This window comes from Mesotoga infera, assembly GCF_900157305.1.
In the GTDB taxonomy this organism is placed as follows: Bacteria; Thermotogota; Thermotogae; order Petrotogales; family Kosmotogaceae; genus Mesotoga; species Mesotoga infera.
The window spans coordinates 2,250,107-2,266,242 of the sequence record NZ_LS974202.1 but is presented as its reverse complement, the minus strand read 5'-3'; the positions used below and the strand labels follow the sequence as shown (position 1 = coordinate 2,266,242).

The following is a 16,136-nucleotide window of genomic DNA, read 5'->3' as shown; positions in this document are numbered from 1 at the left end:
CCCTTCAACCCAAATTGACAATGCAGAAGAACCCCCTCGGAAGGGGGTTCTCAAATATCTCACGGAGAGACTTTGCTGATTGCGTTAAATCTGCATACCGCAAGACAACTACCGCAGCGAGTGCAGATTTCGGGATCTATCTCGTGGGGCTTTCTGACTGCGCCGGAAATTGCGTTCACGGGACAGACTCTGGCGCAGGCCGTGCAGCCGACACACTTATCCTTATCTATTACGACTCTCATGAGAGGCTTGCATCTCTTTGCGGGGCATTTCTTTTCCAAAACGTGCGCTTCGTATTCGTGCCAGAAGTACCTCATCGTAGAAAGAACCGGTTGAGGTGCCGTCTGGCCAAGTCCACAGAGAGATGTCGCCATTATATTTTCACCCAGTTCTTTGAGAAGCTCGAGATCTTCCATGGTTCCTTCGCCTTCGGTAATTCTCTCGAGGATCTCGAGCATTCTCCTGGTGCCGTCACGGCAGGGTGTGCACTGTCCACACGACTCTTCAACGGTGAATTCAAGAAAGTATTTGGCCACGTCAACCATACAGCTGTCTTCGTCCATGACGATCATTCCGCCAGAACCAACTATTGTTCCGAGCTTTTTAAGGTTATCGTAGGTAATCGGGGTGTCCAGATGTTCCAGCGGGATACACCCACCACTAGGCCCACCGGTTTGAACAGCCTTAAGTCTCTTTCCTCGGGGAATTCCTCCGCCTATATCATAGATGAGCTTTCTCACGGTAATTCCCATGGGTACTTCTACAAGGCCGGTGTTTTTCACGTTTCCGGCCAAAGCGAAGACTTTTGTGCCTTTTGATCCTTCCACGCCGTACTGGCTGAACCATTCGCCACCGTTTATAATTATCGGAGGAATGTTGGCATAAGTCTCTACGTTGTTCAGGAGGGTCGGCTTACCCCACAGACCCTTGTTAGCGGGGAAGGGCGGCTTCACCCTGGGAATTCCCCTTTTGCCCTCAATCGAATTGATAAGCGCGGTCTCCTCACCACAGACGAAGGCTCCTGCGCCAATCCTTATTTCGAGGTCGAAAGAGAAATCTGTACCCAGTATTTTGTCACCGAGGAAACCGTACTCTCTGGCTTTTTCCATCGCGAAAGACAGTCTCTCAATCGCCAGGGGATACTCGGCACGAACATAAACGAAACCTTTCTGTGCACCGACTGTATAAGCAGCTATAGTCATTGCTTCCACTATCGTGTGAGGATCACCCTCCAGGACGGCTCTATCCATGAAAGCTCCAGGGTCTCCTTCATCGGCGTTACAGATTATGTACTTTGGATTACCCTGGGCCTTTTTGGCGAAATCCCATTTCATCCACGTCGGAAAACCGGCACCGCCCCTGCCTTTCAATTCGCTCTTCTTTAACGTTTCAATTACTTTATCAGGTCCCATTTCGAAAAGAACTTTATGAAGGGCGAAGTAACCGTCCCTTGCGATGTACTCATCGATGGATAGAGGGTCTATCACACCGAGATTTCTTGTAGCTATCTTAACCTGTTCGGTAAAGAAGGGAAGTTCTTCCTGGGGTTTTGTCTTGAGTTCGCCCGTATCGCCTTTATAGAGAAGCTTTTCCACAACTCTCCCTTTCAGTATATGCTCTTCAACTATTTGGGCTGCATTTTCGGCGTTGACCTTCTGATAGAAAACCCCCTCGGGATAAATTACCAGGATCGGTCCAAGATCGCACGCCCCCATACAGCCAGTTTCTACAACCCTTACAACCGTCTCCAGAGAATACTTTTTTAATGTATCCTCGAAAACTTCTTTGACACTTTTCTCACCTGCCGATATACAGGCTCCACCGGCACAGATAAGCACCGTATTTTCAACAGCGGGCACCGCTAATCACCTCTTCGTTATAGTTCTCCCTTTTTGACAATGAGATCTCCAACTACTTTCCCCTCGACAATGTGCTGATCGATTATTCTCTTCGCCTGCGCAGGGGTTACGTGTCCATAGATTATCGGATCGGCCCCTTCCAGATGAACTTCGATGGTAGGCTCTACATCGCACAGACCGAAGCAACCCGATTGAACTACGGCCACATCTTCAATGCCCTTTTCGTCAAGAGAATCAACAATGGCTCTCAAAGTGTCTTTAGCACCTGCCGCAATTCCACAGGTTCCCATGGCAACGATTATCTTGCCCTTTTTGCCAGAATCTCGCATTTTAAGTCCTTTCATCGCATTTTCCTTGATTTTCATGAGTTCTTCAAGACTCTTTATCTTTGCCATTATTCAGCCCTCCTGTATTTGTCAAGAATCTTAGACACTTCATCCGGAGTGACCCTTCCGTAATAGTCATCTTCACCGATGAGAACAACCGGTGCCATACTGCACGCTCCCAGACACCTTACTGCGTGGATAGAAAACTTTCCATCGGCAGTTGGTTGATTCATGGGTACTCCCAGTTCATCCTGTAGTCTCTCCATAATTTTGTCAGCGCCTTTCACATAACAGGCTGTGCCCAGGCAGACTCTGATTTGATGCTTTCCCTTTGGTTTCATAGTGAAGAAGTTGTAAAAAGTGACTACACCATAAACTTGACTGAGCGGAACGTTGAGTTTCTCCGAAACGTGCTGCTGGACTTCTTCAGAAAGATAGCCGAAGATTTCTTGAGCTTTGTGAAGAACGTTAATTAAGACACCCGTGTTGTCTTTCACGGAATCGATATACCGGTCCAGTTCGGCAAAAAGATTCTCGCAATCCGGGCATTTAACCACAGACAACCCTTGCACCTCCCTTTAAGCCAAGAATGTTATTTATTTCACACATGGATTATAACATGAGCCTGGAAAAATGGGCAGTTTCATCTGTTAAGATGCCCACAACAGTTGGAAAACAAGGGATCTTCGCCAGACCTTTTCAGAGATCGGTCAGCACCATCTGTCTGTAGAGGCTTTACTTTCATTTCCAATTCACAAAAAGACCTGCTAGAAATTCCGTAGATACAAGACTTATCGTCCATTAAATGTTAAAATTACCGGTGTTCAAGGAGCCTAATTAAGGAGGAGATTCGATGGATCTTGGAGTCTTTGTGCGGGATATTCCTGACTTTCCAAAACCTGGTGTGGTTTTTAAAGATGTAACACCTATGCTGAAAGATCCCGATGCTTTCAGGGAATGCATTTTACAGATGAGTTCTCTGGTTGAAGGACTTGACTTCGACACCATAGTGGCACCGGAAGCCAGAGGCTTCATATTTGCCGCTCCGATAGCCTTTCATACCCGAAAAGCTCTGGTTCCTGTGAGGAAGCCTGGTAAACTTCCCTACGAAACACTGGAAATAGACTACGAACTCGAGTACGGTAAAGCAACGCTCCAGATGCATATTGATGCAATTCACAAAGGCGCGAAAGTATTGATAGTGGATGATATACTTGCGACGGGCGGAACGATGAAAGCAATAGCCGAAATGATCGAGAAATGCGGCGGTGAAGTGATCTCAATACTATGCCTGGCCGAATTGAATTTTCTGAGACCGAGAGAGAAACTTGCTCGCTACGATGTGCGCACTTTAATCTCTTACTGATGGAGGTTAGTAATGCTGAAGTACGATTTTTCTTTTGCCTTCAAAGAGACACTTGAAAGTGGTTTGTCTTTCGATGAACTTCTCGAAATGGGCAAAAACACTTCTACTATACTAGAAAGGATCAATTCACCCGAACCTGGTTTTCTGAGAATACTGAGCAACGACTCCATTCTGGACGAAGTGAAGACCCTGGAAGACTGGCTGGAAAACTTTGAAAATTTCGTGGTTATAGGCATCGGTGGTTCCGCGTTGGGGAACCAGGCTCTTCACTCATCGTTGAACCCTCTCAACTGGAACAATCTGAGCAGGGAGAAACGTATGAAAAAGGCAAGGATATTCGTACTGGACAACGTAGATCCCGACATGGTTTCCTCTATTCTAGGTGAATTGGACTTAAAGACTACGGTTTTCAACGTAATCTCGAAATCCGGCATGACAGCGGAATGCATGTCCAACTACCTTATCGCAAGGGGCCTTCTCGACAAATTGGGTCTTCCGGCAAGCGAACACTTCATCTTCACAACCGATAGCGAAAAGGGTGTACTGCGAGAGATAGCCGATCGCGAAAAAATAAGAACTTTAACGATTCCCGACGATGTTGGCGGACGTTTCAGTGTTTTAACACCGGTCGGGCTTCTCTCTGCCCTCGCGGAAGGTATAGATATCTATGGCCTCTACGAAGGAGCCAGATTCGGCCGTGAAAGATATCTTCGGGACAATGTTAAGTCCAACCCGGCTCTCGTAAATGCGTTAATCCATTACGCATACATGAAAAAGGGCTACAATATATCGGTTATGATGCCTTACTCGAACAGGCTTTATACACTCGCCGATTGGTACAGACAACTCTGGGCCGAGTCTCTGGGTAAGAAGTTTGACCTCAATGGCAGAATAGTACACACCGGCCAGACTCCGATAAAAGCTCTTGGAGCGATTGATCAGCATTCGCAGGTTCAACTTTACAACGAAGGCCCTAAGGATAAAGTGATAACTTTTATAAAGCTTGAAGACTTTGGAAATCAGCTCACTGTTCCTTTCATCCATTCAGATGTCGAAGCTCTCTCTTACCTGAACGGCGTGGAACTGGCCGAGCTGTTGAACGCGGAACTCAGAGGAACCTCAATAGCACTCGCATCCAACGGAATCCCTAACTTGACAATCACCTTCCCACAGATCGATGCTTTCCACGTCGGGGAGTTTATTGTCTCTTACGAAATACAGACAGCGATTGCGGGAACTCTACTTCGAATAAACCCTTACGATCAGCCCGGAGTTGAACTTGGAAAGAAACTTACTTATGCCTTTATGGGTCGCAGAGGTTACGAGGAAATTAGAGATAGATACGAGGAGAAGACCTCCTGGAGGTTTGAACTATGAAAGAAGATTTGCTCAAACTCATAGAAGAATTCGATGTTACCGAACTTTACTTTCTAGAGGAGACCATTCCAACCTATATCATAGTCTCGGTACAATCAGAATCGTTGCTGAAGAAGATCGGTGAAATGGAAGAGATAGAAGCCGATATCATAACTCTCACTCCAGATGAGAAAGAGGCCCTGAAGTTTTCACCCAGTGAGATCTCAAAAGTAGTCATAAACGTCATGGAGAAAGGCGAGAGACTGATTTGATAGTGCTGGGCATAGTAGGCAAGGCCGGTTCGGGCAAATCCACGATTGCATCTGCCCTTGAAAAATCCGGCGCGATTCGGGTATCGCTAGATGAAATTGGCCACCAAGCTCTCGATTCGATGAAAGAGGAAATTCGCAGAGAGTTCGGAGAGTGTATAATGACCGGAGACTCTGTCGATAGAAAGAAGCTGGGGGATGTTGTCTTCAACAGTCCAAAGCTTTTGGAAAGATTGAACCGTATAGTTCATCCAGTGATTCGTTCTGTGGCACTTGCAAAGATGATCGACGATACCAAGCTTTACGTAATTGATGGCGCATTGCTTCACCAAATTGGTCTCTCGGAATTTTGCGATAAAATCTTATGGATAGAATGTTCACCTGAAGAAACTGTGCGACGTCTTGCGCTACGTGGAATGACCGAATACAAAGCCAGACTGATATTGCAGTCCCAGCAACATCTTGACAGTTTAAGAGACTCTGCCGACGCCATTGTTGATACATCTGGAGATGCCGCCGCTACTTTGCGAAAAGTGGAAGAGGTTCTTTTTGAATGGGGCATAATGCTATAATTATTTCGACGCTTGAAACACTTTGAATAAGGAGGTAAAGATATGCGCAAAAGAGTTCTTCTCGTGGTGATGTTTGCGATTCTCGCGGTCTTCGTAATGGCGAAGACGGAAATCGAGTTCTGGCATGCAATGGGTGGCGCACAGGGAACGACCGTTACAGAGATCGTTAATTCGTTCAACGAAGCCAATCCGGAAATTGTAGTCAAGGCCATCTATGTGGGCAATTACAGTGCATTGCAGCAGAAGCTCCTTGTAAGTGCTGAAAGCAACACACTTCCGGCCCTTTCTCAGGCTTACGGAAATTGGACGGCCAGATTGATCCCCAGGGGTGTCGTGCAGGAACTGAATACTCTTATCGCCGATCCCGAAGTCGGTCTGACCGACGAAGAATGGGCAGCCATCTGGTCGCCTTTCAAGAAAATGGTGACATGGGGAAGTACGATCTACGCCCTGCCATTCAACAAGAGTACATATGTTCTCTACTACAACACCGACCTATTCGAGCAGTACGGTCTTGAAGTTCCAAAGACGATGGAAGACTTACTCTTCGCAGCAATGATGCTTACCGAGGATAAGAACAAAGACGGGACTATCGATCAATATGGATTTGGTTTCAGAACGACCATAGATCATTTCATGACCTTCCTCAGGGCCAACAAAGGTGAAGCCATCGAGATATTAAACGACGGCTCGATCAAGGTTATAATCAACTCTCCGCAAGCAAAAGAGGCTTTACAACTGATGTACGACATGGCCCATACCTACGGGGTCGCTCTTTTCCAGGGCGGTTATCTCGACGCTCCGTTCGGTGACGGCAAAATCGCTATGTTCATCGAAACTATTGCATCGGCCTCTTATGTTGACAGCGGTTCCAGAGGAAAGCACGGATGGGCATGGGCACCAGTTCCAATGTGGGAAGTTCAGGCACCACCGTTCGCTGGAACAGATGTAGTGATGTTTACCGGTATCAACGCCGAACAGAAGGCTGCCGCATGGAAATTCATGAAGTATCTGGTAAGTCCGGAGATCCAGGCTTACTGGTCGGTGAAGACTGGCTATATGCCCGTTACGCAGCTTGCCCTCGATACTCCCCAGTGGAAGGCATATGAGCAGCAGAATCCGACAGTTGCCGTACCGATAAGTCAGATTCCCTTCGGTTCCGTCGATCCAAACGTTGCTCTTTGGGATGATGTGAGAAACGTACTAGGAACTATGGTGGGCGATGTCATCAACCAGAAGAGAACGGTCGATGAAGGTCTAGCCTGGGCAGAACAGGAGCTACTAAGAATTATAGCCAATCAATAAAAAGTGTAGTAAAATTTGGGGGAGGCAGTCGCCTCCCTTTTTTATTGTTTAATTGACGAGGTAAGGATCAGTGAAAAAGTATTTTCATTCCTTCAATTTCTACGCTTTTTCCTTTTCGGTACTTCTGTATTTACTGTCCTCATCTATAAATGTTAAGGGAGCAGAATGGGGACTTTCATACGTAGAAATAGGGTTGATCAACTTCGGTGGAAGTATCTTCTATGTATCTGTAGCCAGCACTCTTGGAAGGATAGGAGACAGAATCGGCTTCAAAAAGAGTCTGGCCATCGGAATGATCGCTATGGCAGTTTTTCTGAATCTGGGTTTTTTCTGGAAAGGGGTCGCGGATATAACTCTCTTCGCTTTCGGGATGAACCTCTTCTTCGGCTTTTTCTTTCCATCTCTTGAGGGCTTGATCTCCAAGGGAGAGAGGAGAGAAGGTATAGACCCTTTGATGACGGTGATACGTTTCGTCCTATCCTGGAGCGCCGGCAATATTGTCGGTATGGCACTCGGTCCCTATCTCATTCAAAAGATGCCGCAGGTCGTCTTCATATATGGAATCCTTCTATCTGTTACGAGTTCGGTAATGATTTTCATAAGCGCGAAAAGATGCAATGAATCGCTTCCCGGACCTTACAGCGAAAGACTTAAAAGGCCGATGCCGCAGGCCGATTTTCCAAGAATAAAAGAGTACCGCAGATCTTACAGGCTGGCCTTCCTGCTGGCGGGGATAATATACACAAGCGGGATGGCTCTCTTTCCAAAGTTGATTTCGGCTTCAGGTCTGCCACTGGAGAAAATAGGCTTTTTGACCGTTGGTGCTAACGTCGGTGTCTTTCTCTCTTTTCTTTTCATGAGTAGGTTTAATTTCTGGATTGGCAATCCAGGTAAAACCTTGATGATAATGCTGGTAATCTTCTCCGCAACCGTTCTGTCATTCTTCATGCCTCAAACAGCTCCTGTGTTCTTCGCTGTTACTTTTCTTTGTGGCGTCACTTATGCGGTTCCCTATATTTTCGCGATCTTTTATGGTCTCAACTCACAGGACAACGACCACGGTAAACAGGGAGGAGTACACGAATCCATGGTCGGTATAATCTTTGGCGTTGGCCCGTTAATAGGAGGGTATTTTCTTCAGGTGTGGCCCGATTTGAAAAGTGTGGGTGTCATGTCGCTTATACTCATTTCGATGATATTCATCGATCAAATTCACTTCATAGGAAAAGTAAAAAGCAACTCGTAAATCAAATTCATCTCTGACATGGCAGTGATTCCATTCTAAACATCACTTCTGAAAGGCTGTGTTATAATCACCTCGAATAGTTTTCAGGAAGGGAGGAAACAAAGTGTCAAAGAAATATGTGTACTATTTTGGCAAAACGAAGGCCGAAGGCGATGCGAAGATGAAGAATCTTCTGGGTGGCAAAGGAGCCAACCTGGCCGAAATGGTCAGACTAGGATTCCCAGTGCCTCCGGGCTTCACGATTTCCACCGAAGTCTGTAAGTACTACTATGATCACGGCGAAAAATACCCCGAAGAGCTCGTGGGTGAGGTAAAAGCTGCAATGGAAATGCTAGAGAAAGAAACCGGCAAAGGCTTTGGTTCTGCCGAAAGACCACTTCTAGTATCTGTGAGATCGGGAGCAGCCATTTCAATGCCAGGAATGATGGACACGATTCTTAATCTTGGTCTGAACAACGAGACAGTCAAAGGGCTCATAAACGAATCGGGAAATCCCAGATTCTGCTACGATGCTTACAGAAGGTTCCTTCAGATGTTCGGAGACGTGGTTCTAAAGATAGAGCATTCCGAATTTGAAAAGGCTCTTTCCAGCGTCAAAAAAGAGAAGGGTGTAAAACTCGATACCGAACTGGATGCCACGGATATGGAAGAAGTGGTTAAAAGATACCTGGAGGTCTACAAAAAAGCTGGCAAAGAATTCCCTCAGGATCCCTGGGAGCAGCTTTGGATGGCCACTAACGCTGTTTTTGGAAGCTGGATGAATGAAAGAGCCATCAAATACAGAGCTCTCAACGGAGTGAAGGAGGGCGATCTACTCGGAACGGCCGTGAACGTGTGCACCATGGTTTTCGGAAATACAGGAGACGACAGTGGCACTGGAGTTGCTTTCACCAGAGACCCCAACACGGGTGAAAAAAAATTATACGGTGAGTACCTGCCGAACGCTCAAGGTGAGGACGTCGTTGCAGGTATCAGAACTCCTTACCCGATGACGAAACTTCATGAGATCAATCCAGCTGTTTATGATCAGTTACTAGACATCTTCGAAAAACTTGAAAAGCACTACAGGGACATGCAAGATATCGAGTTCACGGTTGAACATGGAACGCTTTACCTACTTCAGACAAGAAATGGAAAGAGAACACCTTACGCCAGTGTGAAGATCGCCGTTGATCTTGCAAAAGAGGGACTTATAACCAAAGAAGAGGCAGTGATGAGAGTCACTCCCGATCATATCGAGACTCTTCTCCATCCTTACTTCACAAAAGAAACCCTCGAAAGCGCAGAAAAACTCGCCAAAGGGATCGCAGCTTCCCCTGGAGCGGCTTCCGGAGTTATCGCCTTCGACCCCGAGACGGCTGAGAGAATGGTTAGAGACGAGGGAAAGATGGTTATTCTCGTAAGACCGGAGACCTCTCCAGAAGATATCGCTGGAATGGCAGCCGCGCAGGGCATTCTTACCTCTACCGGTGGCAAGACATCCCACGCTGCCGTTGTAGCAAGGGGAATGGGTAAGACCTGTATAGTCGGATGCGAAGCTGTCGAAGTCGACGAACATGCCAAGGAGATGAAGGTCAACGGAAAGATACTCAAAGAGGGAGACTGGCTGAGTATAGACGGTACTACAGGCGAAGTCTTCATGGGAAAACTCGATTCCGTGAAACCGCAAGGACTTGAGGGACCTCTGGCCGAAGTACTTGGCTGGGCCGACGAAATCAGAAGGCTAGGAGTCAGAACCAACGCCGATACACCAAAAGACGCTTCGATTGCAAGAGGTTTCGGTGCGGAAGGAATCGGCCTGACCAGGACAGAACACATGTTCTTCCAGGAGGACAGGATATTTGCAATGCGGCAGATGATAACTTCTAGCACTTTGGAACAACGCAAAAAAGCTCTTTCAAAACTGCTTCCAATGCAAGAAGATGATTTTTACGGGATCTTTAAAGCTATGGAAGGCTATCCCGTCACCATAAGACTTCTCGATCCACCTCTACATGAGTTTCTTCCTAAAGAAGATGAAGATATTAGAGACCTCGCTAAAGAAATGGGAATGGGATACGATGAGCTGAAGGCAACAATTGAAGAGCTTCATGAATTCAACCCAATGATGGGATTCAGAGGCTGCAGACTGGCGGTGGTTTACCCTGAGATAGCCGAAATGCAGACAAGAGCTATCATAGGAGCCGCAATCAAGCTCGTTAAGGAGGGTATGAACGTAATCCCAGAAATAATGATACCCCTCATAATCGAGCTGGAAGAACTCAAGTATGTCAAAGCTATCATCGTCAAGGCAGCAGATGAAATGATAAGGGAAGCCGGTGTCGATCTCGTTTACAAAGTCGGAACAATGATCGAAGTTCCGAGGGCAGCTCTCACAGCCGATGAAATTGCTCGCGAAGCGGAGTTCTTCAGTTTCGGCACCAATGACTTGACCCAGATGACATTCGGGTTCAGCAGAGACGACTACGGAAAGTTCGTAGGTCATTACCTTGAAAAGGGTATTCTTCCCACCGACCCCTTCCAGAAGCTCGATAGAGTGGGCGTGGGACAACTGGTTAAAATGGGTACTGAGAAGGGCCGTTCAACCAGACCTGACTTAAAAGTTGGGATCTGCGGCGAACACGGTGGAGAACCTTCTTCCGTCGAATTCTGTCACTTAGTTGGTCTCAACTACGTGAGCTGTTCACCCTACCGCGTACCAATAGCAAGACTGGCAGCCGCACAGGCAGTAATTAAAAACAGATAATAACTATCCACCGTGACCTCCGGGCGGGGTCACGGTTTTCATTATTATTCTGGAGGTTAGCCTATCATGGCAGAGTTGATCTCGGGGTATTTCGCTCAGTCCGGTTTCGCGACCCTGAGCTGGGAAAATGTAGTCATGTTCGCGATAGCTTCGCTTCTACTGTACCTTGCTGTAGCGAAAGACGCGGAGCCTTTGTTGCTTATTCCGATAGCTTTCGGGATGATCATTGCCAACATTCCTCCTCAGGTGACTGGCGTCTTCGAGCCGGGAACGGGTTTCATGTGGATCCTCCAGCAGGGTCTGGTTCTGGGAATCTATCCCCCTCTTATTTTTCTTGGAATCGGAGCCGTAACGGACTTTTCATTCGTTCTTGCAAACCCCAAGACTCTCTTCCTGGGAGCAGCGGCGCAGATAGGCATCTTTGTGACATTCATCGCAGCGAATCTTCTTGGCTTTTCACTACTGGATGCGGCGGCAATTTCGATAATCGGTGGAGCGGACGGACCAACATCCATCTACGTGGCGAGTATTCTCAAGTCCCAGTACCTGCCGGTGATAGCTATAGCATCCTATTCATATATAGCATTGGTCCCCATAATTCAACCACCAGTTATGAAATTGCTAACCACGAAGAAAGAACGCAGGATAGTCATGGGAAAACAACTGAGAAAAGTATCGAAGCTAGAAAGAATCGTATTTCCAGTTGTATCCACTATAGCCATTTCAATAATCGTCCCACAGTCGCTTCCCTTAATTGGAATGTTGATGCTGGGGAATCTGCTTAGAGAGAACGGCAGAACTAAACGTCTTGTAGAGGCTTCCGGCAAGTATATATCAGATACGGTTATAATACTCCTGTGTGTTTCGGTCGGAGCAAAAGCTGATGGAAAGATATTCTTGTCAGTGGAGAGTATAATGGTAATGGTTCTCGGATGTGCAGCTTTCATAGTCGCCACGGCTTCTGGGGTACTTTTCGCCAAGCTGATGAACCTCTTCTCGACTAACAAGGTAAACCCGTTGATAGGAGCCGCCGGAGTATCGGCCGTTCCCACGGCCGCCAGAGTCGCTCAAAAGGTCGCATCCGAAGAGGACGGTACGAATTTCATACTGATGCATGCCATGGGACCTAATATTGCTGGCGTCATAGGTTCTGCGGTAGCCGCCGGAGTTTTTCTTTCTATCATAAAGTAGAGCGGGAGGAATTTTAATGGCAGGGAAACGGCAATTTCGAGTGAATATCAACCACAACTTCTGCAAAAGATGCGGTATCTGTTACTGGATCTGTCCGACCAAGACGATAACGAAGGGAGAACTCGGTAAGCCCCAGGTGCTAGATCACACAACCTGTATAGGCTGTTCGATGTGCGAGAACTCCTGTCCGGATTTTGCCATAGACATTCAGGAAGTAGAGGCGGTGATTGAAAATGCGTGAGTTCGTCTTGCTCCAGGGTGATGAAGCCTGCGCACTCGGAGCCATCAAAGCCGGTTGTAGGTTTTTCGCCGGATATCCTATCACACCCGCTACCGAGATAGCGGAAACAATGGCGAAGGAACTTCCAAAAGTCGGCGGTACCTTCATACAAATGGAAGACGAAATCGCCAGTGCTGCCGCCATTATAGGTGCCTCGCTTTCAGGAGAAAAGTCTATGACGGCCACCAGCGGGCCAGGGTTTTCATTGATGCAGGAAGCTATCGGCTACGCCGCGATGACCGAAACTCCTACCGTTATAGTAAATGTCCAACGTGGGGGCCCTTCCACAGGAATGCCTACCAAGACGGCCCAGGGAGATGTGATGCAGGCGAGATGGGGCACTCATGGAGACCACCAGATTATTGCGATTTATCCTTCCAACGTCGAAGAGGTTTATAAGTACATCATTACCGCTTTCAACTATGCGGAACTTTACAGAACTCCAGTGATCTTCCTGATGGACGAGATATTAGGTCACATGAGGGAGAGCGTTTATCTCCCATACGAATCGGAAATAATGGTAGTACCGAGAACAGGTGAAACAGGGCTGGCAGAAGATGATATCTTCCATCCCTTCGAAGGCGACGATCAGATGATGGTTACTCCCCTTGTGAAAATGGGAAAGTCGAAATTTCACGTTTCGGGGCTGGTACACGATGAGTCAGGTTTCCCGGTGGGAACACCATCGGATGTTTCAAGACTCCTCAGACGTCTTGATAACAAGATCCGTTTGCACAGTGACGAGATAGTTATTTACGATGAATTCATGACCGAAGACGCCGAGATTCTGGTTCTGGCATATGGATCTGTGGCGAGAAGCGCAATTAAGGCTGTTAAGATGGCTCGCGAAGACAAGATAAACGTGGGACTTTTCAAACCCGTCACGATCTGGCCTTTCCCGAGCACGAGATTGAGACAGCTCCTCAAAAAAGTCAGTGCAGTGATCGTTGCCGAGATGAATCTCGGTCAAATACTATTCGAAGTGTCGAGATTGAATAAACGGGGAGTAAAGCTTGAGCATTTGGGAAAAGTAGATGGAGAGCTCATCACACCCCAGGAAATACTGGATTCGATATCAAGGGTGAAATCTGAAATAATGGATCTTTGATAGACATGTTTCTTTTCTAGACTCCTTCTGCATAATAAATAGAATGTTAAAACTTTTGCAAAATGGGCGGCCTCTGTGGTAGAATAACAGCGAAAAACCCGGAGAAGGAGGAAATCTTAATGGAGATCCTGAAGGTCAGTTCCAAATCAAACCCCAACAAGGTAGCAGGTGCCATCGCCGGAGTAATCTCTAAAAATGAACAGGTGGAGCTTCAGGCCATTGGCGCTGGTGCTGTGAACCAGGCTGTTAAAGCTGTGGCCATCGCCTCAAGATTCCTCAGAGAGCAGGGAACGAAAGTGTATATGGTTCCCGGTTTTGTGGAAATACAGATTGGCGAAGAAATGCGGACGGGAATCACAATAAAGATCATCTCAGGAAAAGAAGAAGAGTAACGTACGATACCACAAATACTGAAAAGAGATCGAGAGATCTCTTTTCTTCATTTTTTAACGATTTCAAAATGCTAGAATAGTCAATGAGAACTTTAAAAAGGAGGATTACGATGCTTACCGTAAACGATATGCTTTCAATTGCTCTAAAGATCGAAGGGGCCGGTTATTCTTACTACTCGAAACTCGCAGAAAAAACGACTGGGAAAATTAAGGAGCTCTTCTCTCATCTGGCTGACCAGGAAAGGGACCACGCCAGCAGGTTCAGAGAGATGCTCAATGACATCGAAAACTTACCGGTAACGGCCGAGTGGGAAGACAATGTAGGCTATCTCAAGTCTTATGCGGAGATTTCGATCTTCCCGAAAATCGAATCCGAAGAGGTGCCACAGAACCTCAACAAGGCTATAAGTGCAGCCATGGAAGTCGAGAAAGAGAGCATAATTTTCTACGGCGATCTAGAAGCTTTCATACCAAACAGCGAGAGCCTCAAGAAGATCATCGCTGAGGAGAAAAGGCACCTGATAGATCTCGTGAAACTCTACGGTACGGTTTAAGACCGAAATTGCTTGTTGTCTTTCGTTCAATTTAGAATTAGTCCCTAAAAAATAACTTAACAAACCTCTGAAACCTTTATCTGGTCTCTCTTTTAGTAATTTATGGAGAGACTTTTCTTTTAATTGCCGTACTATCACCGTAATGCATCAAAATTAAATCTACTCAAGAGAGAGTTAATGCATCAAAATAGAATCTATTCAAAATCGAATAGAAGGAGATTGAGAACACCTCCCTTTGAGTTAGATTTAGACTTCATTATCTGTATATCAACCAGTGATTCTTGAAAATGTGCTATATTACTCTTGAGTATATATAAATCTAGGGCTTCGTGAACCTTGCGAAGCTCATCTTTTTTTGTGGAGTCAATCCAGGGAGAGTTAAGAACTCTTTCGTAGGGAGTAGCGAACTTGTCGTACTTTTTCACTATCCTTGTACCATCTCTGGTCTTTTGGATCATCTTATGAGTAGGCTGGAAATGGTTGTTGTAGAGATTCAAGCTTGCATATAGCTCCTTCAAGATAGTCAGTTCCTCCAAAGTGTCGTATCTGTAATAACCAACGGCCCTTCTGACCAAAGACCAATTCTTCTGTTCCACATGGGGATTATCGTTCTTGTTGTAACTCCGGGTTCTGGTAAAGACCAATCTTTCATCCAAGCAATACTTATACAAATGAGCATTAATAAACTCCGAACCATTGTCGGAATGAATTCCCAAAAGAGGGAAAGGAAGTAAAGCTCTCAATGCGATTATAGCTTCGAGGGTCCATCTTTGAGCTTTGTTCTTTATTGGTGCAACGACACTCCAACCACTGGCAACATCCACCATATTCAGGCTATAACAGAATTCTCCCGAACTATCACCTCCTTCGTGACCGACAAGATCCACCTCAACAAAACCTGGTTTTGTGTCATCCCATTCGTGATGAGTCTTTATCCTTATGTGTTTCTTCAAGAGAGTACCGGGTTTTGTATGTGACCTACCCTTCAGTTCCATCTTCTTCCTTTCACTTCGAAGAAGTCTATCCATTGTGGAGGAACTTATTTCCAAAAGCTTCTGCTCAACTTCTTCCCTCAAAGACAAATGACCATTCTTGTTCAGATTGTCTATCGCCTCTTCAATAATCGCTTTGAATCTCTTGCCGCAAGGAAAGTCCAGGATCTCCCATATCTCAACAAGTTTTCTCAATACTTCCAAATCATATTTCTTCTTTCTCCCGCGCCTCTTTGTGAATTTGCTTCTCTTGTTCTTCTTAGAATAACCCCTCCTAAGTATTAATGATGCATAGCTCCGGTTGTACTCAGTTACCTCAGTAAACTCGTTAAGAATTCTACTCTTCTCCTTCTTTCCAGACTTTCTGTACTTCTTTGAGTATTTCTCGATCAGTCCAGTCATGTCTATTCTCTTCATCTTCGCGTCAACCTCTTTCAACTTGTCATTCGCGAAGATTATCCCCTTTACCCTTACCTTTCGAGTAGTTTCATTTTTGATGCATCGTTACCCTTTTCAAGTAGATTTTTTGTGATGCATATCGATCACTTGATTTTATGTCACTGGATTTGATAGA

The 16,136-nt window shown here is 46.1% G+C and carries 16 protein-coding genes; 12 read left to right on the top strand and 4 right to left on the bottom strand.

Features of this window, described 5'->3' with window-relative positions; all coding sequences use genetic code 11:
- Positions 1-59 precede the first annotated feature (59 nt).
- The 3 genes from nuoF to MESINF_RS10310 are packed head-to-tail and all read right to left on the bottom strand — an operon-like array spanning position 60 to position 2,748.
- Positions 60-1,859: an NADH-quinone oxidoreductase subunit NuoF gene (nuoF, locus tag MESINF_RS10320; protein ID WP_169699740.1), complete on the bottom strand. Its 1,800-nt coding sequence runs from the start codon at positions 1,857-1,859 to the stop codon at positions 60-62.
- Positions 1,860-1,876: 17 nt separating this feature from the next.
- Positions 1,877-2,254 (bottom strand): (2Fe-2S) ferredoxin domain-containing protein, encoded by a 378-nt coding sequence (locus MESINF_RS10315; RefSeq protein ID WP_169699739.1) that lies wholly within the window; start codon positions 2,252-2,254, stop codon positions 1,877-1,879.
- Positions 2,254-2,748, bottom strand: coding sequence for an NADH-quinone oxidoreductase subunit NuoE family protein (locus tag MESINF_RS10310; protein ID WP_169699738.1), 495 nt, complete (start codon positions 2,746-2,748; stop codon positions 2,254-2,256). Before MESINF_RS10310 ends, MESINF_RS10315 begins: the two co-directional genes overlap by 1 nt.
- A gap of 290 nt (positions 2,749-3,038) precedes the next feature.
- Between MESINF_RS10310 and MESINF_RS10305 the strand changes: the two genes are divergently transcribed.
- The 12 genes from MESINF_RS10305 (at position 3,039) to MESINF_RS10250 (ending at position 14,570) form a co-directional block, all read left to right on the top strand.
- Positions 3,039-3,551 (top strand): adenine phosphoribosyltransferase, encoded by a 513-nt coding sequence (locus MESINF_RS10305; RefSeq protein WP_169699737.1) that lies wholly within the window; start codon positions 3,039-3,041, stop codon positions 3,549-3,551.
- 12 nt (positions 3,552-3,563) lie between these two features.
- Positions 3,564-4,928 carry a glucose-6-phosphate isomerase gene (locus MESINF_RS10300; RefSeq protein ID WP_169699736.1) on the top strand — a complete coding sequence of 455 codons (1,365 nt, stop codon included), beginning with the start codon at positions 3,564-3,566 and terminating at the stop codon, positions 4,926-4,928.
- A complete protein-coding gene (locus MESINF_RS10295) occupies positions 4,925-5,179 on the top strand; it encodes a hypothetical protein (protein WP_169699735.1) in 255 nt (84 codons plus the stop codon). The genes MESINF_RS10300 and MESINF_RS10295 overlap by 4 nt, the downstream gene beginning before the upstream one ends.
- Positions 5,180-5,181: 2 nt before the next feature.
- Positions 5,182-5,748 carry a dephospho-CoA kinase gene (coaE, locus tag MESINF_RS10290; protein ID WP_231936917.1) on the top strand — a complete coding sequence of 189 codons (567 nt, stop codon included), beginning with the start codon at positions 5,182-5,184 and terminating at the stop codon, positions 5,746-5,748.
- A 42-nt stretch (positions 5,749-5,790) separates the two neighbouring features.
- Positions 5,791-7,053, top strand: a complete 1,263-nt coding sequence (locus MESINF_RS10285; RefSeq protein WP_169699734.1) for an ABC transporter substrate-binding protein — start codon at positions 5,791-5,793, stop codon at positions 7,051-7,053.
- A 70-nt stretch (positions 7,054-7,123) separates the two neighbouring features.
- The gene (locus MESINF_RS10280) at positions 7,124-8,299 is read left to right on the top strand and encodes an MFS transporter (RefSeq protein ID WP_169699733.1); all 1,176 of its coding nucleotides are present in this window, start codon (positions 7,124-7,126) and stop codon (positions 8,297-8,299) included.
- Positions 8,300-8,402: 103 nt separating this feature from the next.
- Entirely contained in the window at positions 8,403-11,045 is a 2,643-nt protein-coding gene (ppdK, locus tag MESINF_RS10275; protein WP_169699732.1) for a pyruvate, phosphate dikinase, read from the top strand.
- Positions 11,046-11,111: 66 nt separating this feature from the next.
- On the top strand, positions 11,112-12,236 hold the full coding sequence (locus MESINF_RS10270) for a sodium ion-translocating decarboxylase subunit beta (protein WP_169699731.1): 1,125 nt from the start codon (positions 11,112-11,114) through the stop codon (positions 12,234-12,236).
- Between the two features lie 16 nt (positions 12,237-12,252).
- The gene (locus MESINF_RS10265) at positions 12,253-12,477 is read left to right on the top strand and encodes a 4Fe-4S dicluster domain-containing protein (RefSeq protein ID WP_169699730.1); all 225 of its coding nucleotides are present in this window, start codon (positions 12,253-12,255) and stop codon (positions 12,475-12,477) included.
- Positions 12,470-13,624, top strand: coding sequence for a 2-oxoacid:acceptor oxidoreductase subunit alpha (locus MESINF_RS10260; protein WP_169699729.1), 1,155 nt, complete (start codon positions 12,470-12,472; stop codon positions 13,622-13,624). Before MESINF_RS10265 ends, MESINF_RS10260 begins: the two co-directional genes overlap by 8 nt.
- A gap of 119 nt (positions 13,625-13,743) precedes the next feature.
- The gene (locus MESINF_RS10255; RefSeq protein ID WP_169699728.1) at positions 13,744-14,016 is read left to right on the top strand and encodes a stage V sporulation protein S; all 273 of its coding nucleotides are present in this window, start codon (positions 13,744-13,746) and stop codon (positions 14,014-14,016) included.
- Positions 14,017-14,126: 110 nt separating this feature from the next.
- Entirely contained in the window at positions 14,127-14,570 is a 444-nt protein-coding gene (locus MESINF_RS10250; protein ID WP_169699727.1) for a ferritin-like domain-containing protein, read from the top strand.
- 194 nt (positions 14,571-14,764) lie between these two features.
- Here MESINF_RS10250 and MESINF_RS10245 read toward each other — a convergent pair whose 3' ends face one another.
- Positions 14,765-15,964 (bottom strand): DDE-type integrase/transposase/recombinase, encoded by a 1,200-nt coding sequence (locus MESINF_RS10245; RefSeq protein WP_169701017.1) that lies wholly within the window; start codon positions 15,962-15,964, stop codon positions 14,765-14,767.
- Positions 15,965-16,136: the final 172 nt, after the last annotated feature.